This is a genomic window from Dyella japonica A8 (assembly GCF_000725385.1).
Classification (GTDB): domain Bacteria; phylum Pseudomonadota; class Gammaproteobacteria; order Xanthomonadales; family Rhodanobacteraceae; genus Dyella; species Dyella japonica_C.
This window is the reverse complement of the sequence record NZ_CP008884.1, coordinates 3754876-3779294: the sequence shown is the minus strand read 5'-3', so window position 1 is coordinate 3779294 and position 24419 is coordinate 3754876. Positions and strand designations below refer to the sequence as shown.

Genomic DNA, 24419 nt, shown 5'->3' with positions numbered 1-24419 from the left:
GGTCACTGGACGACCAGCCTTCGTCCTTTGAAAAGCACCTTGCATGAGTAGGCCCCTGCAGCCAGCACCACCTACTTTCATCACATGCTCCGTTCGAAACCATTCATGCTGCCGCGCAACAGGCCTTGAACGCGTACTGCGGTAAAATCCCGCCTTTATAAGCGGAGGTTTCATGGCCCAGATCGAATCCCCCGGCGCACGGTTCCGCGCCGCCGTCGCCGCCGAAAGTCCCCTCCAGGTGATGGGCGCCATCACCGCCTATGCTGGCCTGATGGCCAAGCGCGTGGGTTACAAGGCGCTGTACCTGTCCGGTGGCGGTGTTGCGGCCAACTCCCTGGGTATCCCGGACCTGGGCATTTCGACCATGGAGGACGTGCTCACCGACGCACGCCGCATCGTCGATGCCACGCAGATGCCGCTGCTGGTGGACATTGATACGGGTTGGGGCGGCGCGTTCAACATCGCGCGCACGATCCGTTCGTTCATCAACGTCGGCGTCGCCGCCGTGCACATTGAGGACCAGGTCGGCCAGAAGCGTTGCGGCCACCGCCCGGGCAAGGAAGTGGTGCCCAAGGAGGAGATGGTCGACCGCGTGAAGGCTGCCGTGGATGCGCGTACCGATGCCGGTTTCGTGATCATGGCGCGCACCGACGCCGCCGCCGCGGAAGGCATTGATGCCGCCATCGATCGCGCCTGCGCCTATGTCGAGGCGGGTGCGGACATGATCTTCCCCGAGGCGATGAAGTCGCTGGACGACTACCGCCGCTTCAAGGCCGCTGTGAAGGTGCCGATCCTGGCCAACCTCACCGAGTTCGGTTCCACGCCGTTCTTCACCACCGACGAGCTGCGTGAAGCCAACGTGGACATCGCGCTGTACTGCTGCGGCGCCTACCGCGCCATGAACAAGGCCGCGCTGAACTTCTACGAGACGGTGCGACGCGAAGGTACGCAGAAGAACATCATCGACACGCTGCAGACCCGCGCCGACCTGTACGACTTCCTTGGCTACAACGCCTACGAAGACAAGCTCGACGCGCTGTTCGCCAGCCAGAAGAAGGCCTGACCAGCCACCCCATTCGTCGGCCACGGCACGCCTGCCGTGGCCGGCAGAGTCGCATGCATTGAGGAGACGTATCCGATGAGCGAGCAAACCCTTCCCAAGCCCAAGAAATCCGTCGCGCTGTCCGGCGTGGCCGCAGGCAACACCGCGCTTTGCACGGTGGGGCGCAGCGGCAACGACCTGCATTACCGCGGTTATGACATCCACGACCTGGCCGCCAAGGGTTGCTTCGAGGAAGTGGCTTACCTGCTGGTGCACGGCGTACTGCCGAACTGGGCGGAACTGAACGCCTACCGCGCCAAGCTCAAGCGCCTGCGCGGCCTGCCGGCGCCGGTGAAGAGCGCGCTGGAACTGCTGCCGGCCGCCACGCACCCGATGGACGTGATGCGCACGGGTTGTTCGGTGCTGGGCACCGTGCTGCCGGAGAAGGATGACCACAACGTCACCGGCGCCCGCGATATCGCCGACCGCCTGATGGCCAGCTTCGGCTCCATGCTGCTGTACTGGTTCCACTACAGCCACAACGGCAAGCGCATCGAAACGGAGACGGACGATGAGTCCATCGCCGGGCACTTCCTGCACCTGCTCCACGGCAAGAAGCCGAGCGAACTGCACGCGCACTCGCTGGACAAGTCGCTGATCCTTTACGCCGAGCACGAGTTCAACGCGTCCACCTTCACGGCCCGTGTCATCGCCGGTACCGGTTCGGACATGTACTCGGCCATCACCGGCGCCATTGGCGCACTGCGTGGTCCCAAGCACGGCGGTGCGAACGAAGTGGCGATGGAAATCATCGCGCGCTATCGCAACGCGGCTGAGGCGGAGGCGGACATCCGCGCCCGCGTCGAGCGCAAGGAAATCATCATCGGCTTCGGTCACCCGGTCTACACCGTGTCCGATCCGCGCAACGAGATCATCAAGGAAGTCTCGCGCAAGCTCTGCACGGAGGGCGGCAATCCGACCCTGTTCGACGTGTCGGAGAAGATCGAGAAGCTGATGTGGGAGCAGAAGAAGATGTTCCCCAACCTCGACTGGTTCTCGGCCAGCGCCTACCACATGATGGGCGTGCCGACGGCCATGTTCACCCCGCTGTTCGTGATCGCCCGTACCTCTGGCTGGAGCGCGCATGTGATCGAACAGCGCGAGGACGGCAAGATCATCCGCCCTAGCGCCAACTACACGGGCCCGGAAGACCAGGCCTACGTGCCGATCGAGAAGCGCTGATCGCCACGCGCCGCGTCAAAAAAAGGGAGCCGAAAGGCTCCCTTTTCTTTCAGGTTTCGTTGAGGTTCATGTGTCTGTACGGGATTGCTATCGTTTCGTATGCACCGGTGTATCAGCTTTGATACATCGCCGCGAAAACGAAGCCCGGGTGCATCAATGTCCCGCAACGCATTGAACTTCCGTCGCTAGTTGCACAGCTTCCAGGCCGGCATGCGCGGACGCCACCAGCCGTGGTGTAACGGCGATGCATCACTTCTTACATTACTTCGCCCTTACAGGGCCCCATCCGCGTGTCATGAATCCTTGAAAACGCCGATATGACGCCGGTCGCGTGAGCGGGCGAGACGCGGTCCCCGATGGCATGCAAGTTGCGAATAAGCCGTGCTGGACTCGCAACACCAGCCTCACAGGGGGTCACCGCATCGTTCCAGGAGTAATGACTATGCGTAAGACTCTAATTGCGACCGCAATCGTGCTGGGCATGGGATTGGCTCTCCCCGCACTTGCGGATAATGACCATAACCACGGAAGCAGTGATTCCAACAACAGTTACAGCACGTATGCGACTGGTCAGTACGGCTCCGCAGCGAGTAGCGGTGGCAATGCTGATTCCTTCAACTCAAGTTCGGCGGTAGCCAACAGCGTCCTCACCGGCACTGTTTCCAACCTTAGTGTTTCTGGCATCGGCAACTGGAGCACGAACAACGGCGACGCCAATGGCGGACGCGGCGGCAGTGGCGGCGATGGCCGCGGCGGCAAGGCTATCGGCGGCAACGGCGGTGACGGCGGCTCCGGTGGCGACGCCCATTCGCGTAGCGGTCACGCCGGTGGTTCCGGCAGTTCATCGGGTGATTCGGGCGCTTTCGGTGCTTCGCTGGCCGGTGGCGGCAGTGGCGGCGGCGGCAATGATGGCGGCGACGCCAATGCCAGCAACCACAGTCACTCGCATGCCGGCGGTGGCAGTGGCACGGCCGGCGGTGGCAGCTCGACCGGCGGCACTGGCGGTGCCGGAGGTGCAGGCGGCGCAGGTGGTGCAGGCACTTCGGGTGCCTCGTCACCGAGCAGCTATAGCGGTGCATCGACCTCAACCGGCGGCACCAGCGGTTCGTCGGATGCAACGGCGGGCATGGGTGGTGCAGGCGGTGCGGGCAGCGGCGGCACGGGTGGCGCAGGTGCTGGCGGTGCCGGCGGCAACGGCGGCAACGGCGGTACGGCGTACTCAACCACGGGTGCCTTCGACATGTCGAACCAGATGAACGGTTCGGCAGCAGCGGCGGCTGGTGTCTCGATCCTCGCGCAGAACAGTGGCGCGGCATCGTTGATCCAGCAGAGCGTCAATGTCCAGGCCAACCTGAACTTTGCGCATTGAGTGAGACGGTATCCGGCATGGTGGAGCCAACGCTCCGCCATGTCCGGCTGCACCTGCAAAGGCCTTGAGGACGGGGCGCGCAAAAAGCGCGTCCGCGTCCGATACGCAGGCCGAGGGAGATAGTGCCGTGCGGATTCTCAATGGGATGACCGGCGCAATCGCGCTATGTGTGATGGTGGTGCCTACGGTGCTGAGCGCTCAAAACGCGCAGACACCGGCGACCTATCTGCTCAATGGTGCGCAATCGCCCATCGCGGTCTACGCCGCGGCCGTCGACGTGACGAAGGGCGAGGCCGTCAGTGCGCCCGGCCTGGGTTCGGGCGTCGACAACGCCACACTCGCGGGCATGAGTGGCGGAACGCTAATTGCCCAGAACACCAGCCTCAATGGCACGGTGACCAACGACAGCGCCGACCATGTCATTTCCGGCGCTAACGTCATCAATGGCGGGGCCTTCAACGGCGAGGTGGGTATTCCGGTAGTGATCCAGAACTCCGGCAGCAACGTGCTCATCCAGAACGCGACCGTCATCAGTGTCGAGTTCAAACCGTGAAAATTCCCGCAGCGCTACTGATGATGTTGGTGGCGCTGCCATCCGGGAGCCCTGCCTCCACGGTGGGTGTCATCAGCGGCAGCGGCAACTACAGCATTCATCTGACGAGCCTCAAGGAGGCTCGTTACAAGACCACGATCCATCAGAAGTACGACTTCAGCTGCGGCTCCGCGGCGGTCGCCACGCTGCTTACCTACCAGTACGGCTACCCGGTGGACGAACAGGTGGCTTTCGAGCAGATGTATACCCACGGCGACCGGGCCAAGATCAACAAAGAAGGCTTCTCGCTGCTCGACATCAAGCGTTTCCTGGATGCCAACGGTTTTGATGCCGATGGGTTCCGCGTGCCGCTCGACAAGCTCGCGCAGGAAAAGCTCCCGGCGATCGTGCTGATCGACGAGAAGGGCTATCACCACTTCGTGGTCATCAAGGGCATTCGCAACGATCGCGTGCTGGTGGGCGATCCGGCGCGGGGTACGAGGGTGATCGCGCAAAGCCGGTTCATGGCCATGTGGACGAGCGGGCTCGTGTTCGTCATCCACAACCGCCGCAACCTGGCGGTGTTCAACAGCCCCAATGACTGGAAGGTCGCACCGTCGGCGCCGATCGACACAGCCGTCGATCGCAACAGTCTCTTCAACATGGTGATGCCCAAGAAAGGGCCGGACGATCTTTGAGGATATGGCGATGAGAGCCGCGCTCCGCATCATTTGCATCGGTTCGATGTTCTGCCTTGGCGCCACCTATGCCATGGGCGCAAGGGCGGAGGACGGCGCACCCCAGGCCGGCGGCTGGGTTCCTGTCAGTCAGGACGTGCTGGACGGCATACGCGGTGGATTCGAGGTGGGCAATGGGTTGCTGGCGTCGTTCGGCATCAACCGCGCTGTCTATGTCAACGGCAATCTCGTCACCCAGACCAGTTTCAACGTGCCGGACATCGGGCGCATGACGGCCGCACAGGCCTCGGCCATGCAGACGGCGCTCAACTCCATGTCGCTCACGCAGATCGGGCCCAACAATACGTTCGACCCATCGTCGCTCGGGCAGGTCAGCGCCGGCACGCTGATCCAGAACACGCTGGACAATCAGAAGATCCAGACCATTACCACGCTGAACACGTCGGTCAATTCGCTCAACGTCTTCCGCTCGGCGAATTTCCAGGACGCGCTGCAGCAGGCACAACTTCAGTCATTGGTGCACTGAGATGGAACGCGCACCGCCACGAAATATCCGGGATGGCGAAGGCGCCGCGGGCGACCCCGCGGCGCCTTCGTCTGTGTGACACCAAGCCAGGAGTACTTTGGAGGGGGAGCACGATGCGACAGACAACGTGGCGGTATCTCTTGACGTCAGGGTGTGCTGGACTGGCGATGCTTGGCGCGCCCGTATCGGCGCAACAATCCTCAACGCCGCCGGTGCCTTTGCCTGCGGCAGCGCCGTCGCCAGCGAACGCAACGGCGAACGACGTTCCAGCCAGCGACCTGCGCAAGCAGGTGGCGGAGCAGGGTGAGCGCATCGATGCCATGCGCAGCCAGATCAGTGCGCAGATCGAAGAACTCGATGCCATGAAGCGCGCGCTGGCGCAGCAGGAGGCCGACTACCAGGCCCTGCGTCATGCCGTGGGCATGGACGTGCTCGACAAGCAGCGCGCCGGCAACATCGCCGCAGGCGGCGCCATGGCATCGGCCTTGCCGATGCCAGCGGCGGATGCCGTCGCGGCGAGTGCCCCTTCGACCGATCAGGCGCAGCAGCCGGTGGGGCAGGCGCCCAGGCAGGACACGCGCCCGCCCGAGGTGGCGCCCATCTTCCAGCAACCCGGTGTGCTTACCCCCAGGGGCAAGGTGATCATCGAGCCGGCCTACCAGTTCGGCTATTCCTCGCTCGATCGTGTCGCACTGGTCGGCTACACGGTGATCCCGGCCATTCTGATCGGCCTGATCGATGCCCGTCAGGTGAAGAACACCACGCAGATCGGCTGGCTGACGACGCGCTACGGCATTACCAACCGCATGGAGGTGGAGGTACGCGTGCCCTACGTGTATGCGCATCAGGACACCATCAGCCGCGAGATCTTCACCGGCACCGCCACCGACAACGCCTTCGGCTCCAGTGGCCATGGCTTGGGCGATATCGAAGCGACCCTTCGTTACCAGCTCAACGTTGGCGGTCCGGACAAGGCTTTCTATGTCGGCTGGTTGCGCGTCAAATCGCGCACCGGCAAGGATCCGTTCGAGGTCACCACTGATTGCGTCCATCGCTGCGTGGAAAACGTGATCAACGAAGTGGATCTTTCCGCCACCGGCACCGGACTGCCGCTGCAGCAGCCGACGGGAACGGGCTTCTGGTCCATCCAGCCCGGCGTGACGTGGCTGTATCCCACCGATCCGGTGGTGTTCTTCGGCAACCTGAGTTACCTGTACAACGTGCCGCGCAACAACGTGAGCCGCAACATCCTGTTGGGCGGCACGGAATATCTGGGCAAGGTGAAGGTGGGCAATATTGCCGACGTCAGCATCGGCATGGGCCTGTCGCTCAACGAGAAAGCGTCGATGAGCATCGGCTACGACCAGAGCTTCGTCGGCCTGACCAAGCAGAACGGTCAGACCGTGCCGGGTTCGGTGAAAACCGTGCTCGGCACGCTGCTGATCGGTGGCTCATGGCGCTTCAGCGACAAGCGGACGCTCAACTTCACGCTGGGTGTGGGCGTCACGCGCGACACGCCTGATGTCACGGTGACTGTGCGCATGCCGATGATGTTCTAGGGCGTCGGGCACGTGCGCGTGCCCGGCGTGCTCAGAGCCCTTCCTGTTGCATCGCCGCCTTCACGCCGGCGTCGTCGCTCATCCGCTGGTGGAAGCGGGCCAGACGGTCCAGGCCGGACAGGTCCACGCCCTTGCCCATGGCCCAGCGCAGCACGACGAACAGGTACGGGTCGGCAAACGAGCGCGTGCCGGTCAGCCAGTCGCGGCCTTCCAGTTGCGCGTCGAGGCGCTCGTAGTAGCCCCGCAGGCGGGCAATGGCCTTGGCGCGAAGCTGTTCCTGGGCGCCTTCGCCGTCGATGTAGCGCTCGGGGCGAAACACGAGCCTGAACAGCGGGTGCAGGTCCGAATTGAGGAAGGCCAGCCAGCGGTTCACTTCGGCACGGCCTCGTGCGCCGTCGCCGCCAAGGCCCGCCAGCGGAAATTTGTCGGCGAGGTAGTTGAGGATCGCCACGTTCTCCGTCAGCACCCAGCCATCAGGCTCCTGCAGGGCAGGGACCACGCCCGACGGGTTGATGTGCAGGTAGTCTGGCGAGCCCAGCTCCTCGCGTGCGACGCGATGGGCTTCGTAGGGCTGGCCAATCCATTCAAGGACGATATGGTCGGCGAGCGAGCAGGCGCCCGGCAGGTAGTACAGCTTCATGCGGAGTTTCCCCGGTTGGCGTTATCCCTAAAGTGTCGCGCGCCGGCCGCGTCGCCCTCAAGCGGATGCCTGGGCGCGAAGGCGGCGACGCTGCATCAGCCATCCCCCCAGGCACACGCCGACGACCAGCAGGACATCGAGTACATAGGCCGTCCACGCATGCGTTTCGAACCAGGGGGCCAGCCAGCGGTCGTGCGCGATCATGCGCGCGGCGGTCCAGGCGATGGCGCCCGCGCCGATGGTGACGATCACCGGGAAGCGTTCGATCAGGCGCAGGATCAGCGACGAGCCCCACACCACCAGCGGGACGCTGATCGCCAGGCCGATGATCACCAGCGCCATATGGCCCTTGGCGGCGCCCGCGATGGCCAGCACGTTGTCCAGGCCCATCAGTGCGTCGGCGACGATGATCGTGCGCATCGCCGTCCAGAAGCTGCCGGCCGCGCCGATGGCGTGCGTGGGCTTGTCATCGGGTTGCAGCAGCTTCCAGGCGATCGGCACCAGCAGCAGGCCGCCCACCAGCATCAGGCCCGGCAGCTCGAGCAGGAACACGACCATGCCGGTGAGCACCAGGCGCACCGCGACGGCGCCCACGGTGCCCCAGAGCACGGCCTTCTTCTGGATCTGGCGGGGCAGGTTGCGTGCCGCCAGTGCAATCACGATGGCGTTGTCGCCCGCGAGCACGAGATCGAGCAGCACGATGGCCATCAGGCCGGAGAGGAATTCGGTAACGGCAAGTTCCATGAGCGTGTCTCTGCGCGTAAGACAAATGCAGCAACGACGGACACGCGCGGCCCGTTGTTACTGCAAAAGTCTCGTTCGCGGCAGAGCCGCTGCAGTGACCGGGGTGCGGTTGCACCCGTGATGACGACCACCGCAAGAGCACGGATGAAGCCTGTGCCCGGAACTACTCCCTTTTGGGATCAGTATCCCACTATTGTCGATGCCGCCGTGCATACCAGTCAAGCCAAACCCCTTAAGGAAAAGGTTTTCTCCCGCTAAAATAGGCAGACCACGTCAGCCCGGCGTTCGTCCCCAGGGTTCTTGATATCTATGAATACCGCTTACCGCCAATCCCTCCCCGGCACGTCGCTGGATTATTTCGATGTGCGCGCCGCCGTGGAGGCGATCCAGCCGGGCGCCTATGACGCGCTGCCCTATACCTCGCGCGTGCTCGCCGAGAACCTGGTGCGCCGTTGCGATCCGGCGATCCTCTCCGAGTCGCTGAAGCAGATCATCGAGCGCAAGCGCGAGCGCGACTTCCCGTGGTTCCCGGCGCGCGTGGTGTGCCATGACATCCTCGGCCAGACAGCGCTGGTGGACCTTGCCGGCCTGCGCGACGCCATCGCCGAGCGCGGCGGCGACCCGGCGAAAGTGAACCCGGTGGTGCCGGTGCAGCTGATCGTCGATCACTCGCTGGCCGTGGAGTGCGGCGGTTTCGATCCGAATGCGTTCGCGAAGAACCGCGCCATCGAGGATCGCCGCAACGAAGACCGTTTCCACTTCATCAACTGGACCAAGAAGGCGTTCGAGAACGTCGACGTGATCCCGCCGGGCAACGGCATCATGCACCAGATCAACCTGGAGAAGATGTCGCCGGTGATCCAGGTCCAGGACGGTGTCGCCTATCCGGACACCTGCGTGGGCACCGACAGCCATACGCCGCACGTCGATGCGCTCGGCGTCATCGCCATTGGCGTGGGCGGCCTGGAAGCAGAGAACGTGATGCTCGGCCGCGCGTCGTGGATGCGCCTGCCCGACATCGTGGGCGTGGAGCTCACCGGCAAGCGCCAGCCCGGCATCACCGCCACCGACATCGTGCTCGCACTCACCGAATTCCTGCGCAAGGAGAAGGTGGTCGGCGCGTATCTGGAATTCCGCGGTGAAGGCGCGGCCAGCCTCACGCTGGGCGATCGCGCGACCATCTCCAACATGGCGCCCGAATATGGCGCCACTGCCGCGATGTTCTTCATCGACGGCCAGACCATCGATTACCTGCGCCTCACCGGCCGCAGCGACGAGCAGGTCAAGCTGGTGGAAACCTATGCCAAGGCTGCGGGCCTGTGGGCCGACACGCTTGCCGCAGCCCAGTACGAACGCACGCTGACGTTCGACCTGTCCTCCGTGGTGCGGAACATGGCCGGACCTTCCAACCCGCACAAGCGCCTGCCGACGTCTGATCTGGCTGCACGCGGCATTGCCGGTGAGTGGACGGAGCAACCGGGCCAGATGCCCGATGGCGCGGTGATCATCGCTGCCATCACCAGCTGCACCAACACCAGCAACCCGCGCAACGTCATCGCCGCCGCCTTGCTTGCACGCAATGCCAATGCGCGCGGCCTCACGCGCAAACCGTGGGTGAAGAGCTCGCTCGCGCCCGGGTCCAAGGCGGTGGAGTTGTACCTGAAGGAAGCGAACCTGCTGCCGGATCTGGAGAAGCTCGGCTTTGGCATCGTCGCGTTTGCCTGCACCACCTGCAACGGTATGTCCGGCGCGCTTGATCCGGCGATCCAGCAGGAGATCATCGATCGCGACCTGTACGCCACCGCCGTGCTGTCGGGCAACCGCAACTTCGACGGCCGCATCCATCCGTATGCCAAGCAGGCCTTCCTGGCCTCGCCGCCTCTGGTTGTCGCCTATGCCATTGCAGGCACCATTCGCTTCGATATCGAGAAGGATGTGCTCGGCATCGATGCCAACGGCCAGCCGGTGACGCTCAAGGACATCTGGCCGAGCGACGAAGAGATCGACGCCATTGTTTCCTCCAGCGTGAAGCCTGAGCAGTTCCGCAAGGTCTACGAGCCGATGTTCGCGCGCACGGGTCACACCGGCACAAGTGCTGCGCCGCTGTACGACTGGCGTCCGCAGAGCACCTATATCCGCCGACCGCCGTACTGGGAAGGCGCGCTTGCCGGTGAGCGCACGCTCAAGGGCATGCGCCCGCTGGCGGTGCTCGGCGACAACATCACCACGGATCACCTGTCGCCGTCGAACGCGATCCTGCTCGACAGCGCCGCTGGCGAGTACCTCGCCAAGATGGGCTTGCCGGAAGAGGACTTCAATTCGTATGCGACCCACCGCGGCGATCACCTGACCGCGCAGCGCGCCACCTTCGCCAACCCCACGCTGATCAACGAAATGGCGGTGGTCGATGGTGAGGTGAAGAAGGGCTCGCTGGCCCGCGTAGAGCCGGAAGGCAAGGTCATGCGCATGTGGGAAGCGATCGAGACCTACATGGATCGCAAGCAGCCCTTGATCGTGATCGCCGGCGCCGACTACGGCCAGGGCTCGTCGCGTGACTGGGCAGCCAAGGGTGTGCGTCTTGCCGGCGTGGAAGCGATCGCGGCCGAAGGCTTCGAGCGCATCCACCGCACCAACCTGATCGGCATGGGCGTGCTGCCGCTGGAGTTCAAGCCCGGCACCAACCGCAAGACGCTAGGCATCGACGGCACCGAGACCTTCGACGTGATCGGTGCGCGCACGCCGCGCGCGGATCTCACGCTGGTCATCCACCGCAAGAATGGCGAGCGCGTCGAGGTACCGGTGACGTGCCGCCTGGATACGGCGGAGGAAGTGTCGATCTACGAGGCGGGTGGTGTGCTGCAGCGTTTTGCGCAGGACTTCATCGAGGCTTCGCAGGCAGCTTGATCTCTGTTGACCTCAGTCTTTCTCGTCATTCCCGCGAAGGCGGGAATCCAGCGACTTTCAAAGCGCTCGAAAGCAAAGTCACTGGATTCCCGCCTTCGCGGGAATGACGGGCAAAAGCCTGACTTCTTGACGTTTTCTACAGGACCAACACCACCATGGCACACGCCCCCCAGATCCGCATCCCCGCCACCTACCTGCGCGGCGGCACCAGCAAGGGTGTGTTCTTCCGCCTGCAGGATCTGCCCGAGACAGCGCAGGTGCCGGGTGCGGCGCGCGATGCGTTGCTCCTGCGCGTGATCGGCAGCCCCGATCCCTACGCCAAGCAGATCGATGGCATGGGTGGCGCCACCTCCAGCACCAGCAAGACGGTGATCGTGTCCAAGAGCAGCCGGCCAGATCACGACGTGGATTACCTGTTCGGCCAGGTGGCCATCGACAAGGCCTTCGTGGACTGGAGCGGCAACTGCGGCAACCTGTCGGCGGCGGTCGGTCCGTTCGCCATCACCGGCGGTCTGGTTGATTCTGCGCGCGTGCCGCACGACGGCATGGCCACCGTGCGCATCTGGCAGGCCAATATCGGCAAGACCATCATTGCCCACGTGCCGATGACTGACGGCGCGGTGCAGGAAACCGGCGATTTCGAGCTGGATGGCGTGACGTTCCCCGCGGCCGAAGTGCAACTGGAGTTCCTGGACCCAGCCGCTGAGGAAGACGGCGCGGGCGGCGCCATGTTCCCCACCGGCAACCTGGTCGACGATCTGGACGTGCCGGGCGTCGGCACGCTGACGGCGACCATGATCAACGCCGGCATTCCGACGATCTTCGTCGAGGCCGCGGCGATCGGCTACACCGGCACGGAGCTGCAGGACGCCATCAACAGTGACGCCAAGGCACTGGCCATGTTCGAGACCATCCGCGCGCACGGCGCACTGCGCATGGGCCTGATCAACTCGCTCGACGAGATCGCCACGCGCCAGCACACGCCCAAGGTGGCCTTCGTCGCCAGGCCGGCCGATTACGTCGCATCCAGCGGCAAGCCCGTGAAGGCGGCTGACGTCGACCTGCTCGTGCGCGCCATGTCCATGGGCAAGCTGCATCACGCCATGATGGGTACGGCAGCCGTGGCCATCGGTACCGCGGCGGCGATCCCGGGCACCCTGGTGAATCTTGCGGCCGGTGGCGGCGAGCGCCAGGCAGTGCGCTTTGGCCATCCGTCGGGGACGCTGCGGGTGGGCGCCGAGGCGACGCTGGTTGACGGCACGTGGACCGTCACCAAGGCCATCATGAGCCGAAGCGCACGCGTGCTGATGGAAGGCTGGGTGCGTATCCCTGCGGCGTGAGCCCGGGGAAGGGCGCTGACGGCCATCGGCAGGGTTGGCTGGCGTCCACAAGGTTTTGCGTCAAACGACGGGGTTGAACCATCCCGACACCACGGCGGCTCCCCCGTGCCGCCCGGAGACGAGCCTTATGAGTGCGCATGACATCCGCTCTGCCAGGCGTCCGGACCCCGATCAGCCCATGGTGGACGTGGCCGATTACGTCCTCGACTACGCGATCAACTCCAGCGAGGCCTACGACACCGCGCGCTACGTGCTGCTGGACTCCCTGGCCACGGCGATGATGGCCATGAAATTCCCCGAATGCGTCAAGCACCTCGGGCCGGTCGTGCCGGGCGCCAGCCTGCCAGGCGGCGCCCGGGTACCGGGCACCAGCCACGAGCTGGACCCCGTGCAGGCCGCGTTCGCCATCGGCACGCAGATCCGCTGGCTGGACTTCAACGACACCTGGCTGGCCGCCGAGTGGGGGCACCCGTCGGACAACCTGGGCGCCATCCTGGCCGTGGCCGACTACCTGGGCCGCAAGTCAGAGCGCGAGGGCGGCAAGCCCATGACGGTACGCGACGTGCTGACCTGGGCCATCAAGGCTTATGAGATCCAGGGTTGCTACGCCCTGAAGAACAGCTTCAACCGGGTGGGGCAGGATCACGTGATCCTGGTCCGGCTGGCCTCCACGGCCGTGGCCACGGCCATGCTGGGCGGCACCAGGGAGCAGATCATCACCGCCGTCTCCCATAGCTGGATCGACAACGGCGCCCTGCGCGCCTACCGCCACGCCCCGAACACCGGGCCACGCAAGAGCTGGGCCGCCGGCGACGCCTGCCGCCGCGCCGTGATCCACGCCATCAATGCGGTCTACCGGGGCGTTGTCGGCTACCCATCGGCCCTGAGCGCCACGACCTGGGGTTATTACGATGTCGCCTTCAAGGGCGAGACATTCCAGTTCGAGCGCCCGTTTGGCAGCTACGTGATGGAGAACGTGCTGTTCAAGATCAGTTACCCGGCCGAATTCCATGCCCAGACGGCGGTGGAGTGCGCCATGAAGTTGCACGGGGCCGTGGCCGGCGAGCTCGACCAGATCGAGAAGGTGGTGATCGAGACCCAGGAAGCGGGCATGCGCATCATCGACAAGACGGGCCCACTGGCCAACTACGCCGACCGGGACCACTGCATCCAGTACATGGTGGCCGTGCCCCTGATCTTCGGCCGTCTCACCGCCGATGATTACAACGACAACATCGCCGCCGACCCGCGCATCGACGCCCTGCGGGAAAAAACGGCGGTCAGCGAGAACCCACGGTTCACCCGGGACTACTTCGACCCCGGCAAGCGCTACATCGGCAACTCGGTCCAGGTGTTCTTCAAGGACGGCAGCCACACTGATAAGGTGTCCATCGACTACCCGATCGGCCACCGCAGGCGCCGGGCCGAGGGTATCCCAGTCCTGCTTAGCAAGTTCGAGGGCGCGCTGAGGGGACATTTGCCGGCCCATCAGGTCAAGGCGATCCTGAACGTCACGGCGGCCCCGGCCCGCCTGGACGCCATGCCGATCTCGGAATTCCTTGCCTTCTTCACGCTGTAAAGACGGCGTGAGCAGAAAATGAACGGGCGTTTGGGGTCGATTTGCAATTGTTTAACTTTTGCTAAACTACTCCGCGCCCGTTTCGGGTAAAACCTGCATCACTTAGGTTCGAAGTCAGGTTCGAGATTCAGAGGATTGAGAATCGAGGCCTGATGCTTTTCCCGTCTGGGGTGAACGGACGCGTACACCAATAAACGAGGAGACACCTGATGAAACGTAAGGGCTTGTACATCCTGATTGCCCTCGCCCTGGGCGGCGTAGGCGCCGTTCACGCGCAGGACAATACCGCCGCTGGCAGCTCCGCTCCGACCACAACGCCGACCTACGACGATCGCTGGTACATCGCACCGACCGTCGGTGGCTACTACAACGATACCGACCGCAACACCAACAGCCGCCAGTTCTATTACGGCATCGGCTTCGGTCGTTTCTTCTCGCCCAACTTTTCGCTGGACTTCTTCGGTGACCGCACCAAGCGCACCGTTGACAATGCGGCCGGTGGCGGTCGCTGGTCCAACAACGTGTACGGTGTAGCCGCGCGCTACTACTTCCTCGACTGGACTGCATGGCGCCCGTACCTGTTGGGCGGCGTGATGGGCAGCCAGCACCTCAACAACTTCGATCACGGCTTCGATCCGGCCGCCGAAGTGGGCGTGGGTGTGTCCAAGACCATCACCGACAGCTCCGACGTCCGCGTCGAAGGTGGCTACCGTTACGACTGGGACGACAAGAGCCAGCCCAACAAGAGCGGTTACGGCGACTGGTTCCTGGGCTTCAGCATCGTGTCGCGCATCGGTGCGCCGCCGGCCGCGCCGGCCGCGCCAGTTGCACCGCCGCCGCCGGACTGCTCCAAGCAGTTCCGCAATGGCGTGAACCTGTGCGACAACAAGTGCCCGGATCTGCCGGAAGGCACGATCGTCGGTCCGGATGGCTGCCCGCAGAAGGTCGTGATCGACCTGCGTGGCGTCAACTTCAAGTTCGACCGTCCGAAGAAGGGCGAGAAGGACATCTCGAAGGCGCTGGCCGAACCGACGAAGGATTCGCTGGCCGTGCTCGACCAGGCCATCGATACCCTGCAGCGTTATCCGAACGTGCGCGCGACTGTCGCCGGTTACACCGACTCGGTCGGCAAGGACGCGTACAACCAGAGCCTGTCGGAGCGTCGCGCGAAGATCGTCTACGACTATCTGACCGCACACGGCATTGCCGCCACGCGCCTGGATGGTCCGATCGGTCATGGCAAGAACGATCCGATCGACAGCAACGACACGGATGCAGGTCGCGCCCGCAACCGTCGTACGGAGTTGCAGGTTCAGCAGTAATCCGACAACTCTCGGAAAGTCAGAAAAGCCCGGTGAAAACCGGGCTTTTCTTTTTTTGCAACACCACGTCTTGGAGTAACGCATTGTTTGGTGGTGACAGATTGTCGCAGTTGATGACGCTGTCGATGCGAGCTCAATGATTGTCTGAACCGGTGTTCACCAACTGCGTCTATTTACGCGTGCGATGCACTTAACGGTTTTGCTACACTTCGCGCCGCTTGTGATCTTGTGACACTTATCTTTGATCGGGACGCAAAGCACGGGACAGGAGAAAGTCCCGTAGTGGAAGTCAGTTTTGACGCGCGTTTTCCGTCTGGGGTGGAACGGACGCGAATACCAATAAAACGAGGAGACACCAGATGAATCGTAAGGGCTTGTATTTCGTGATCGCCCTGGCCCTGGGCGGCGTGGGTGCCGCTCACGCGCAGGACAGTGCCACGCAGAGCTACGACGGCCGTTGGTACATCGCGCCGACCGTTGGCGGCTACTACAACGACACCGACCGCAACACCAACAGCCGTCAGGTCTACTACGGCCTGGGCTTCGGTCGCTTCATTAACTCGTACACCTCGCTCGATCTGTTCTTCGATCGCACCAAGCGCACGGTCGACAACGCCGTTGGCGGTGGTCGCTGGTCGAACAACAACGTCGGCGTTGCCGCTCGCTTCTACTACGGTGACTGGAACGCATGGCGTCCGTACGCCCTCGTCGGCGTGATGGGCAGCTACCACTCCAACCCGGCCGACAAGGCCTGGTCGCCGGCCGCCGAGCTCGGCGCTGGTATCTCCAAGACCATCACCGACAGCACCGACTTCCGTGCGGAAGCCGGCTACCGTTACGACTGGGACGACAAGAGCCAGACCTCGAAGAACGGTTACGGCGACTGGTTCCTGGGCTTCAGCATCGTGTCGCGCTTCGGCACCCCGGCTGCTGCCCCGGCCCCGGCTCCGGTGGCTCCGGTCGCTCCGGACTGCTCCAAGCAGTTCCGCAACGGCGTGAACCTGTGCGACAACAAGTGCCCGGATCTGCCGGAAGGCACGATCGTCGGTCCGGACGGCTGCCCGCAGAAGGTCGTGATCGACCTGCGCGGCGTCAACTTCAAGTTCGACCGCCCGAAGAAGGGCGAGACGGACATCAAGAAGGCGCTGGCTGAGCCGACCGCTGACTCGGTCGCCATCCTCGACCAGGCTGTGGACACCCTGCAGCGTTACCCGCAGGTCAAGGTCACGGTTGCCGGCTACACCGACTCGGTCGGTAAGGACGCCTACAACCAGGATCTGTCCGAGCGTCGCGCTGCGATCGTCTACAAGTACCTGACCGCGCACGGCGTCACCGCCGACCGTCTGGTTGGTCCGTTCGGTCACGGCAAGAACGACCCGATCGGTTCCAACGACACGGACGCTGGCCGCGCCCAGAACCGTCGCACGGAACTGCAGGTCCAGCAGTAATCGGATCTGTCTAGGTAGTACTGAAAAGCCCGGCGCAAGCCGGGCTTTTCTTTTGCGAGTAAGCACCGGCCGGATCGCCTACCATGCGCGGTGCCGTTCTCCGTTGTTCGAGTCTTTCCATGCGTCCATCCCGCCCCTCATCGCGAACCTCCACGCCATCGGCGCCGCGCCACGGTTTGGCACGCGTGCTCAGCAAGCTTGGCGTGTGCTCGCGCAGCCAGGCGGAGAAGGCGATACGCGAGGGAAGGGTGCAGGTAGATGGCAGGGTGGTGCTCGATCCGGAACGGCCTGCCGATTCGGAGCGACAGCGCATTCTGCTCGACGGCGAACCGGTAGCGGCGAGCAAGCGCGTCTATATCGCGCTCAACAAGCCCCGCGGCATTGTGGTCAGCGCAGCCGATGAGCGCGGCCGCGATACGGTCTACGACTTGTTGAAGGACGCGGGTCTGCCGTGGCTCGGCCCGGTGGGGAGGCTCGACAAGGCGAGCGAGGGGCTGTTGCTGCTGAGCAATGACAGCGTGTGGGCCGCGCGCCTTACCGAGCCGAAGCATCACGTGGACAAGACGTATCACGTGCAGGTCGACGACATTCCCGATCAGGCGCTGCTTGATCGGTTGGTGGAAGGCGTCGTGGAAGAAGGTGAGCGCTTGGCCGCGCGTCGCGCCACCTTGCTCAGGCATGGCGAGAAGAACGCGTGGCTGGAGATCGTGCTCGACGAGGGGCGCAACCGGCATATACGGCGGCTACTGGCCGCGCATGGCATCGAGGTGTTGCGCCTGCTGCGGGTGGCCATCGGGTCGTTGGTGCTGGGGGAGTTGCCCAAGGGGCAATGGCGGCACCTGTCGCCGGATGAGGTCCGGTTGCTGGGTGGCGACGAAACGCGCTGACGTTTCTTTTGACCTCAACCTGCGGGTGATCGCTTTTCTGTGGGAGCGCACTTGTGCGCGACCGCCTTGCGGAGCGTGGACCCCATGGCGTTGCGGTCGCGCACAAGTGCGCTCCTACAAGAGGCGCATGGACCTGCCGCGTGGGCAGGTCCATGCGGTTTCGATCAGATCACGCCGAGCTTCTTGCCGACCTTGGTGAAGGCGGTAATCGCCTGGTCGAGATGCTCGCGCGTATGCGCGGCGCTCATCTGCGTGCGGATGCGCGCCTGGCCCTGCGGCACCACGGGGTAGAAGAAGCCGGTGACGTAGATGCCTTCGTCGAGCAGCTCGGACGCCATGGCCTGCGCCTTCTTGGCGTCGTAGATCATGACCGGCACGATGGGGTGCACGCCCGGCTTGATGTCGAAGCCAGCCTTGGTCATCTGCTCGCGGAAGTAGCGTGTGTTTTCCTTCACCTGGTCACGCAGCTCACCCGCGGCGGACAGCATGTCGAACACCTTGATGCCCGCGGCGACCACGTGCGGCGGCAGCGAGTTGGAGAACAGGTAAGGGCGCGAGCGCTGGCGCAGCATCTCGATCACTTCCTTGTGGCCGGTGGTGAAGCCACCCAGCGCGCCGCCCAGCGCCTTGCCCAGCGTGCCGGTGATGATGTCGATCTTGTTGAGCACGCCGTTGACTTCAGCGGAGCCACGGCCGGTGTCGCCAAGGAAGCCGGTGCAATGGCATTCGTCGATGTGCACCAGCGCGTTGTACTTCTCGGCCAGCGCGGTGATCTTGTCCAGCGGCGCGATGAAGCCGTCCATCGAGAACGCGCCGTCGGTGGTGATCAGCTTGGTGCGTGCGCCGGCGGCGTCAGCGGCCTGCAGCTGCTTTTCCAGGTCGGCCATGTCGCAGTTGGCGTAGCGGAAGCGCTTGGCCTTGCACAGGCGGATGCCGTCGATGATGGACGCGTGGTTGAGCGCGTCGGAGATGATCGCATCCTCTTCGCCCAGCAGCGGCTCGAACAAACCGCCGTTGGCATCGAAGCAGGCAGCGTAGAGGATGGTGTCCTCGGTGCCGAAGAAGTCGGCGATCTTCTTCTCCAGTTCCTTGTGCAGGTCCTGGGTGCCGCAGATAAAGCGTACCGAGGCCATGCCGAAGCCGTGGGTATCCAGCGCGTCTTTCGCAGCCTGGATCACGTCCGGATGATCGGCCAGTCCAAGGTAGTTGTTGGCGCAGAAGTTCAGCACTTCCTTGCCGCTGTCGAGGCGGATCTTCGCCGACTGCGGTGAGGTGATGATGCGCTCGGCCTTGAACAGGCCCTGCTCGCGGATCGATTCGAGTTCGCTGGCGTAGCGCGACTGGCCGGGGTAGCTCATGGGGGTGTCCCGTGGGGTCAAAAGGCTATTTTGACCCCTTGGGGGCTGGGTGGGAAGGAATGGGCGGCCCCATTCCCCCAGGCTTAGGCCAAGCCCCACGGCCGTCATTCCGGCGCAGGCCGGAATGACGGCTTTGGTGGTGTTTCGCCGGGTTGATGTTTCGGCTTTGCTTTGGTTTCACCTCAGCCTCGCCTCGGCATCACCCCTGATGCAACCCAAACTCCACCCGCGTCGTCTTGCCCTTGTCGTCGATGTCCTTGGTATCCAGCTTCGGATCCTTGATGGAGACACGCTTGTCGTCCAGCTTGCCCTTCAGCCAGGCCTGCACGGCGGCAGCGCGTCGCTGTGCCAGGTCGCGCATGGCGGCCTCGTCGACGGTACACGTTGGTTTCCATCAGGCTGCGCATATCGTCCGGTTCGAGCGACTTCTTGAGGCCGATGAAATTCTTCGGCTTGCCCTTGAAGTCATCGTCCTTGTACGCGCGCTTTAGGTACTTCTCGTACTCGTCGGGCGTGATGTTGACCGCCGCCAGCGCGGCATCGGACGTGTCGGCGTTCTTGCCACCCTGGTCCAGTACCTTCTGCTTGCGCACCATGTTCTCCACGGTGACCTTGCGCAGTCCATCCTGATCCTTCGACGGATCGACGCGACCGATGATGTCGAGGTTCAGCGAGGTCTTCTGGTTGAGCATGGCGACGATCTTGCCCAGTCGCTCCTGCGCACTCTTGTCGAGCACGGCCGAGCCCGGATCGAACTCCACGTAGCCCAGATCCTCATGGTTGCCGCCACCGAAGGCCGCGCCCAGCAGGCGGAAGGGCGCCGTGGCGGCCTTGGCGATGAGATTGCCGAGCGCGTGCCAGATCAGGCTGCCCATGCTGAACTGCGGATCGTCCAGCGAACCCGACACCGGCACGTTCACGTCGATATTGCCCTGCGTGTCCTTGAGCAGGGCTACGGCCAGCTTCACCGGCAAGTGCTTGACGCCCGGGCTTTCGTCGCGTTCGCCGAAGGTCAGCTGCGTGATGAAGATGTGGTTGTCGGCATTGAGCTTGCGCTGGTCCAGCATGTAATGGACGTCCACCGTCAGCTTGCCCGCAGTGATGGGGTAGCCCGTGTACTTGGTGGAGTACGCGCTCATGCCGGTCAGCTCCACCTCGTTCGCCTTGCCCTTGATGTCGAGGAAGGCCACGGGCTGGAGCGGATTGATGGTGCCGTCGATATCGATCGGCGAGTCGTCGTTCAGTGCCGCCTGCACCGCGAGATCGGCCGGCGGGTCACCGGGCTTGGTGCCAAAGGCCCCGATCTTGCCGGTGACCTTGGTCATGTTGGCGGTGTAGTTGGGCTTGATGAAATTGTCGGTGTAGTTGAGCTGGCCGTTGACCAGGGTGATGCCACCGATGCGGATATCGGCGGGCGGCGTCTCCGGCGCGGAACTGGCGGGCGCAGGGGCCGCGGCGACTTGCGCCTTGGCCGGCGAAGGTGCCGCCGGTGGCGGGGTGGGAGCGGAGGCGGCTTGCGCCGGCTTTGCCGCTCCTACCGGCTGCTCGTTCTCGGCACGCGTCACCGACACGGGGGCCGCCTCGGGATTGGCCACCACCTCGGAGAGGTTCAGCGTGCCGTTCGAGTTGACGATCATGCGCGCATAGAACGCGCTGAGCACCAGGCTGCCGACGTGCATGCGCGGCGCGCCGTACCCGTAGGCGACATCCAGGCTGGATCCGCTCAGCGTGCGCCAACGCAGGAAGTCGTCACCCGTGAGCTTGTCCTGGATGCGCACCTGCTCCAGCGCGGCATTGCCCTTGTAGGTCATCTTGGGCTCGGCACTGCGCCCGTCGTAATGCAGCTTGCCGCTGCTGCTCACGCGCGCGCTGGAAATGGTCACGTTCAGCGGCACGCTGATGTACGGCTGGAAGGTCGAGACGTCCAGGCGCTTGGTGTCGAGCTGGATGTCGGCCAGCGTCGGCAGCGGCTGCACCTTGCCGTTGGCGGTGAAAAGACCCTTGTCGATGCTGCCCGAGAGCTTCATCTCGCGCGGCTCGTTGAGCTTGTCGCTCAGGTTGTCCATGCCGCCACTGAGCGAATCGATCTTGATCTTCACCGGCTTGTCGCCGGCCGCCAGGTCGGTGAACACGACGGCGGCGTTGTCGAACGCCAGGTGCTCGATGCTCCAGTGCCACGGCGGGCTGTTGTCCGCCGCCTTTTTCTTGGGCGCGTTCTTGGCGGCGAACAGGTCCACCAGGCTGATGTACTTATTGCTGTTGCGCTGCACGTCCAGCGCCAGGCCGGTGGCTTTGACGGTGCCGAGCTGTGCCTGCTGCGTGGCCAGGTCGATCTGCTTGATCTCCGACTCCAGCGTCTTCCACGCCACCGGCGAACCGTGACCCTTGAACTGCGGCTCCATCGCAAAATCGGTAACGGTGGTGTGCGCATCGGACAGGTGCACATTGAACGGCTTGCCCCAATCCACCTGGAGCTGGCCTGTGGCATCCAGCTTGCCGCTGGTCAGGCGGGCCGCCAGCCCCTGGTAGGTAGCCGCCTGCAGCGGCGCCATGTCGACCTGCTTGGTGCCCAGCGCGGCAACGAGCTTGTCCTTGGCGAGGTCCACCGTGCCCTTCATCGACAGCTCGCCGCCGAAGAACTGCGCTGCCACATCCAGCTTGGCTGGCGGGGCAGGCAGCATGCTCAGTCCCTGGATGCCGCCATGCAGCTTGTCCAGGTCGATCTTGCCGGTGGCATTGCCGTAGTGGATGGCGCTGTTGGCCAGCGTGATCGAGGCGATGCGCAGGTCGGTCGGCTGGGCCTTGGTGTCGGCGGCGGGGGGCTGGGCCGGAGGCGCCGTCAGCGTGTCGAAATTGCTGTGGCCATCCGCCGTCGAGGTGACATAGAGCTGCGCCTGGTCGAGCGTCAGTGCGCCCAGCGCATAACGTGATTGCAGCGGCTGCACGTCGGCGAGATCGGCATTGCCCTTGCCAAGGCTCAGGATGGCCTGGCCATCGCTGCTGTTGAGGGCAAAGTCGTCCAGCTCCACCTTGCCGGTGAGTTGCAGCTGCGGCGTCGGCTTGGCCTGGACGAAGTGCAGGGTGAGGTCGCCACTGACGAAGCCCTTGGGTATGGCCACCGGCAGCTTCGTGGGCACGTAGCTCATGTAGCGCGCAAGATCGAGCCGGTCGAGCCTGAAGTCGACGGTCGATTCACGACTGTCCGCGAACGGCTTGGTGTGGCCGTCGATGCGCAGCGGGCTGCCGTCCACCTTCATCGACAGCAACGGCTGCACGAACACGTCGGTGTCGCTGGGCAGGTTGGCGATGAAGGGGATGCCCAGCTCCAGGTTTTCCACCCGGTGCTGGGATCTCAGCGCTTCGTCATCGAACTGGATGTCGCCGTTGTGCACGCTGATGTTGGAAAGCGAGAAGCGCGTGGGCGGCGCATTCGGATCCGAGGGCGTCGCGTTGATGCGGTCGATGATGTCGCTGAAGTTGAAGCGCTGGTCACCCGTGCGCACGATGCGGATGCGCGGGTGTTGCACGGTCAGTTCATCGAGCACGGGCTTCAGGCGAAACACCGAACCCCACGAAGCGTTGATCACCGTCTGGTCGATGTCTACGAAAGGTGATTTGCCGTCATGGTCGGCGATGTGCAACTGGTCCAGCTGCAGCCGCAGCGTGTACGGATTGAGGTGCACGGCGCCCAGGGTGACGGGGCGTTGCAGCGCGGCGCTGGCGTGCTTCTCGATCTGGCTACGGATGATGCCCGGCGCGGCGAAGAAGCCCAGCAGGCCGAACACGGCCACCACGATGGCAAAGATCAAGGCGATCTTGCGCGTGCGGTGTGACTTGTAAATGGTGAGGGCGCGGTCGCGTCCCGCGGCCAGACGTGGATTGCTGAAAAGGCCTGCCATCACGATGCTCCCATGACATCGCGCCGACCGTGCATGGCCATCGGGCCACACACCTTCACAATCCCAGCGATTCTGTCGGCCGCCCTGAGCCGGAGTGTACTAGGGCGGCCGAGATTTCAGGATGGATTTCCTAAGCAGACATCCCAGGTGTGACAGGATCCGCTCAGGTCCAGGAGCAGACCACCTTGCCGCACTTGCCGGCATCCATCAGGTCGAAACCCTTCTGGAAGTCGTCAATGTGGATCTGGTGGGTCAGCACCTTCTGCAGCGGGAAGCCCGTGAGCACCATCTGGGTCATCTTGTACCAGGTCTCGTACATGCGACGGCCGTAGATGCCCTGCAGGGTGAGGCCCTTGAAGATCACCTTGTCCCAGTCGATGCCCGCGCCCTTGGGCAGGATGCCGAGTAGGGCGATCTTGCCGCCGTGGTACATGCAGTCGAGCATATCGTTGAAGGCGCGCGGGTTGCCGCTCATCTCCAGGCCCACGTCGAAGCCTTCCATGTGAAGGTCCTTCATCACGTCCTTCAGCGACTGGTTGGCCACGTTCACCACGCGGGTGGCGCCCATGTCCGCCGCCAGCTTCAGGCGGTAGTCGTTGATGTCGGTGACCACCACGTTGCGGGCGCCCACGTGCTTGGCGATGCCGGCTGCGATGATGCCGATGGGGCCGGCGCCGGTGATCAGCACGTCTTCACCGATCAGGTCGAACTCCAGCGCGCAGTGCGCGGCGTTGCCGTAGGGGTCGAAGAAGGCGGCCAGCTCGGAGGGGATCTGGTCCGGGATCGGCCACAGGTTCGAGGCCGGCATGGTCATGTATTCAGCGAATGCGCCGTTGCGGTTCACGCCGATGCCGATGGTGTTCGGGCACAGGTGCTGGCGGCCGGCACGGCAGTTGCGGCAATGGCCGCACACGATGTGGCCTTCGGCCGAGACGCGGTCACCGACCTTGTAGCCGGTCACGCCGGGGCCGATCTCCATGATGCGGCCGACGAATTCGTGGCCGATGGTCAGGCCGGGCTTGATGGTGCGCTGGGACCAGTCGTCCCACTTATAGATGTGCAGATCGGTACCGCAGATCGCGGTTTTTTCCATCTTGATCAGCACCTCGTTGGGGCCGACCTCGGGAACAGGTACTTCTTCCATCCAGATGCCCTGTTCGGGATTGCGCTTGACCAGGGCTTTCATCATCTGAGGCATGGGATTTCCGTGGGGCAGGGCGGGGAAAAGCGACATTATAGAAGGCGGGTGGGGCGGCGGCTTCGTGCAGTGCAGCGTTGCCGATCCGGGCCCTTGCTTTTACTGTCGTAATTTTGTGCGGCACTGAACGGA

General features: G+C 64.0%; 18 protein-coding genes. 13 read left to right on the top strand and 5 right to left on the bottom strand.

The annotated features are described in order from the left end of the window. Window positions 1-172 precede the first annotated feature (172 nt). The 7 genes from prpB to HY57_RS15780 all read left to right on the top strand — a co-directional run bounded on the left by prpB (window position 173) and on the right by HY57_RS15780 (window position 6968). Window positions 173-1063, top strand: a complete 891-nt coding sequence (gene prpB / locus HY57_RS15810) for a methylisocitrate lyase (RefSeq protein ID WP_019464149.1) — start codon at window positions 173-175, stop codon at window positions 1061-1063. A 75-nt stretch (window positions 1064-1138) separates the two neighbouring features. Beyond that, window positions 1139-2284, top strand: coding sequence for a bifunctional 2-methylcitrate synthase/citrate synthase (gene prpC, locus HY57_RS15805; protein ID WP_019464148.1), 1146 nt, complete (start codon window positions 1139-1141; stop codon window positions 2282-2284). Between the two features lie 442 nt (window positions 2285-2726). Then, the gene (locus HY57_RS21680) at window positions 2727-3653 is read left to right on the top strand and encodes a hypothetical protein (protein ID WP_026033742.1); all 927 of its coding nucleotides are present in this window, start codon (window positions 2727-2729) and stop codon (window positions 3651-3653) included. A gap of 145 nt (window positions 3654-3798) precedes the next feature. Then, the gene (locus HY57_RS22160) at window positions 3799-4206 is read left to right on the top strand and encodes a hypothetical protein (RefSeq protein WP_019464146.1); all 408 of its coding nucleotides are present in this window, start codon (window positions 3799-3801) and stop codon (window positions 4204-4206) included. Next, a complete protein-coding gene (locus HY57_RS15790; RefSeq protein WP_235186576.1) occupies window positions 4203-4883 on the top strand; it encodes a C39 family peptidase in 681 nt (226 codons plus the stop codon). The genes HY57_RS22160 and HY57_RS15790 overlap by 4 nt, the downstream gene beginning before the upstream one ends. A gap of 10 nt (window positions 4884-4893) precedes the next feature. Next, window positions 4894-5409 carry a hypothetical protein gene (locus HY57_RS15785; protein WP_019464144.1) on the top strand — a complete coding sequence of 172 codons (516 nt, stop codon included), beginning with the start codon at window positions 4894-4896 and terminating at the stop codon, window positions 5407-5409. 167 nt (window positions 5410-5576) lie between these two features. Then, the gene (locus tag HY57_RS15780) at window positions 5577-6968 is read left to right on the top strand and encodes a coiled-coil domain-containing protein (protein WP_019464143.1); all 1392 of its coding nucleotides are present in this window, start codon (window positions 5577-5579) and stop codon (window positions 6966-6968) included. 31 nt (window positions 6969-6999) lie between these two features. Here HY57_RS15780 and HY57_RS15775 read toward each other — a convergent pair whose 3' ends face one another. Both HY57_RS15775 and HY57_RS15770 read right to left on the bottom strand, forming a co-directional pair. Next, window positions 7000-7608: a glutathione S-transferase family protein gene (locus tag HY57_RS15775; RefSeq protein WP_019464142.1), complete on the bottom strand. Its 609-nt coding sequence runs from the start codon at window positions 7606-7608 to the stop codon at window positions 7000-7002. Between the two features lie 57 nt (window positions 7609-7665). Next, window positions 7666-8352: a TerC family protein gene (locus HY57_RS15770; RefSeq protein WP_019464141.1), complete on the bottom strand. Its 687-nt coding sequence runs from the start codon at window positions 8350-8352 to the stop codon at window positions 7666-7668. A 309-nt stretch (window positions 8353-8661) separates the two neighbouring features. On the opposite strand from HY57_RS15770, the gene acnD reads away from it, so the two are divergent. From acnD to HY57_RS15740, 6 genes are all read left to right on the top strand, one after another. After that, window positions 8662-11256 carry a Fe/S-dependent 2-methylisocitrate dehydratase AcnD gene (gene acnD / locus HY57_RS15765; RefSeq protein WP_019464140.1) on the top strand — a complete coding sequence of 865 codons (2595 nt, stop codon included), beginning with the start codon at window positions 8662-8664 and terminating at the stop codon, window positions 11254-11256. Between the two features lie 155 nt (window positions 11257-11411). Continuing rightward, entirely contained in the window at window positions 11412-12596 is a 1185-nt protein-coding gene (prpF, locus tag HY57_RS15760) for a 2-methylaconitate cis-trans isomerase PrpF (protein WP_019464139.1), read from the top strand. 127 nt (window positions 12597-12723) lie between these two features. After that, on the top strand, window positions 12724-14175 hold the full coding sequence (locus HY57_RS15755; protein ID WP_019464138.1) for a bifunctional 2-methylcitrate dehydratase/aconitate hydratase: 1452 nt from the start codon (window positions 12724-12726) through the stop codon (window positions 14173-14175). Between the two features lie 209 nt (window positions 14176-14384). Continuing rightward, window positions 14385-15497, top strand: coding sequence for an OmpA family protein (locus HY57_RS15750; RefSeq protein WP_019464137.1), 1113 nt, complete (start codon window positions 14385-14387; stop codon window positions 15495-15497). Between the two features lie 359 nt (window positions 15498-15856). Then, the gene (locus HY57_RS15745; protein ID WP_019464136.1) at window positions 15857-16945 is read left to right on the top strand and encodes an OmpA family protein; all 1089 of its coding nucleotides are present in this window, start codon (window positions 15857-15859) and stop codon (window positions 16943-16945) included. Between the two features lie 119 nt (window positions 16946-17064). Then, the gene (locus HY57_RS15740) at window positions 17065-17832 is read left to right on the top strand and encodes a pseudouridine synthase (RefSeq protein ID WP_050997866.1); all 768 of its coding nucleotides are present in this window, start codon (window positions 17065-17067) and stop codon (window positions 17830-17832) included. A gap of 164 nt (window positions 17833-17996) precedes the next feature. Here the strand turns inward: HY57_RS15740 and kbl are convergent, their stop codons facing one another. The 3 genes from kbl to tdh form a co-directional block, all read right to left on the bottom strand. Beyond that, window positions 17997-19190: a glycine C-acetyltransferase gene (kbl, locus tag HY57_RS15735; RefSeq protein WP_019464134.1), complete on the bottom strand. Its 1194-nt coding sequence runs from the start codon at window positions 19188-19190 to the stop codon at window positions 17997-17999. Window positions 19191-19372: 182 nt separating this feature from the next. Further along, on the bottom strand, window positions 19373-23089 hold the full coding sequence (locus HY57_RS15730; protein WP_235186575.1) for a DUF748 domain-containing protein: 3717 nt from the start codon (window positions 23087-23089) through the stop codon (window positions 19373-19375). 163 nt (window positions 23090-23252) lie between these two features. Further along, entirely contained in the window at window positions 23253-24287 is a 1035-nt protein-coding gene (gene tdh / locus HY57_RS15725) for an L-threonine 3-dehydrogenase (protein WP_026033720.1), read from the bottom strand. Between the last annotated feature and the right edge of the window lie 132 nt (window positions 24288-24419).

What these genes read in the sequence shown, in the direction of transcription:
- prpB (WP_019464149.1), top strand. Translation starts at nt 173, where the DNA reads ATGGCCCAGATCGAATCCCCCGGCGCACGGTTCCGCGCCGCCGTCGCC.
- prpC (WP_019464148.1), top strand. Translation starts at nt 1,139, where the DNA reads ATGAGCGAGCAAACCCTTCCCAAGCCCAAGAAATCCGTCGCGCTGTCC.
- HY57_RS21680 (WP_026033742.1), top strand. Translation starts at nt 2,727, where the DNA reads ATGCGTAAGACTCTAATTGCGACCGCAATCGTGCTGGGCATGGGATTG.
- HY57_RS22160 (WP_019464146.1), top strand. Translation starts at nt 3,799, where the DNA reads ATGACCGGCGCAATCGCGCTATGTGTGATGGTGGTGCCTACGGTGCTG.
- HY57_RS15785 (WP_019464144.1), top strand. Translation starts at nt 4,894, where the DNA reads ATGAGAGCCGCGCTCCGCATCATTTGCATCGGTTCGATGTTCTGCCTT.
- HY57_RS15780 (WP_019464143.1), top strand. Translation starts at nt 5,577, where the DNA reads ATGCTTGGCGCGCCCGTATCGGCGCAACAATCCTCAACGCCGCCGGTG.
- HY57_RS15775 (WP_019464142.1), bottom strand. Translation starts at nt 7,608, where the DNA reads ATGAAGCTGTACTACCTGCCGGGCGCCTGCTCGCTCGCCGACCATATC.
- HY57_RS15770 (WP_019464141.1), bottom strand. Translation starts at nt 8,352, where the DNA reads ATGGAACTTGCCGTTACCGAATTCCTCTCCGGCCTGATGGCCATCGTG.
- acnD (WP_019464140.1), top strand. Translation starts at nt 8,662, where the DNA reads ATGAATACCGCTTACCGCCAATCCCTCCCCGGCACGTCGCTGGATTAT.
- prpF (WP_019464139.1), top strand. Translation starts at nt 11,412, where the DNA reads ATGGCACACGCCCCCCAGATCCGCATCCCCGCCACCTACCTGCGCGGC.
- HY57_RS15755 (WP_019464138.1), top strand. Translation starts at nt 12,724, where the DNA reads ATGAGTGCGCATGACATCCGCTCTGCCAGGCGTCCGGACCCCGATCAG.
- HY57_RS15750 (WP_019464137.1), top strand. Translation starts at nt 14,385, where the DNA reads ATGAAACGTAAGGGCTTGTACATCCTGATTGCCCTCGCCCTGGGCGGC.
- HY57_RS15745 (WP_019464136.1), top strand. Translation starts at nt 15,857, where the DNA reads ATGAATCGTAAGGGCTTGTATTTCGTGATCGCCCTGGCCCTGGGCGGC.
- HY57_RS15740 (WP_050997866.1), top strand. Translation starts at nt 17,065, where the DNA reads ATGCGTCCATCCCGCCCCTCATCGCGAACCTCCACGCCATCGGCGCCG.
- kbl (WP_019464134.1), bottom strand. Translation starts at nt 19,190, where the DNA reads ATGAGCTACCCCGGCCAGTCGCGCTACGCCAGCGAACTCGAATCGATC.
- HY57_RS15730 (WP_235186575.1), bottom strand. Translation starts at nt 23,089, where the DNA reads ATGGCAGGCCTTTTCAGCAATCCACGTCTGGCCGCGGGACGCGACCGC.
- tdh (WP_026033720.1), bottom strand. Translation starts at nt 24,287, where the DNA reads ATGCCTCAGATGATGAAAGCCCTGGTCAAGCGCAATCCCGAACAGGGC.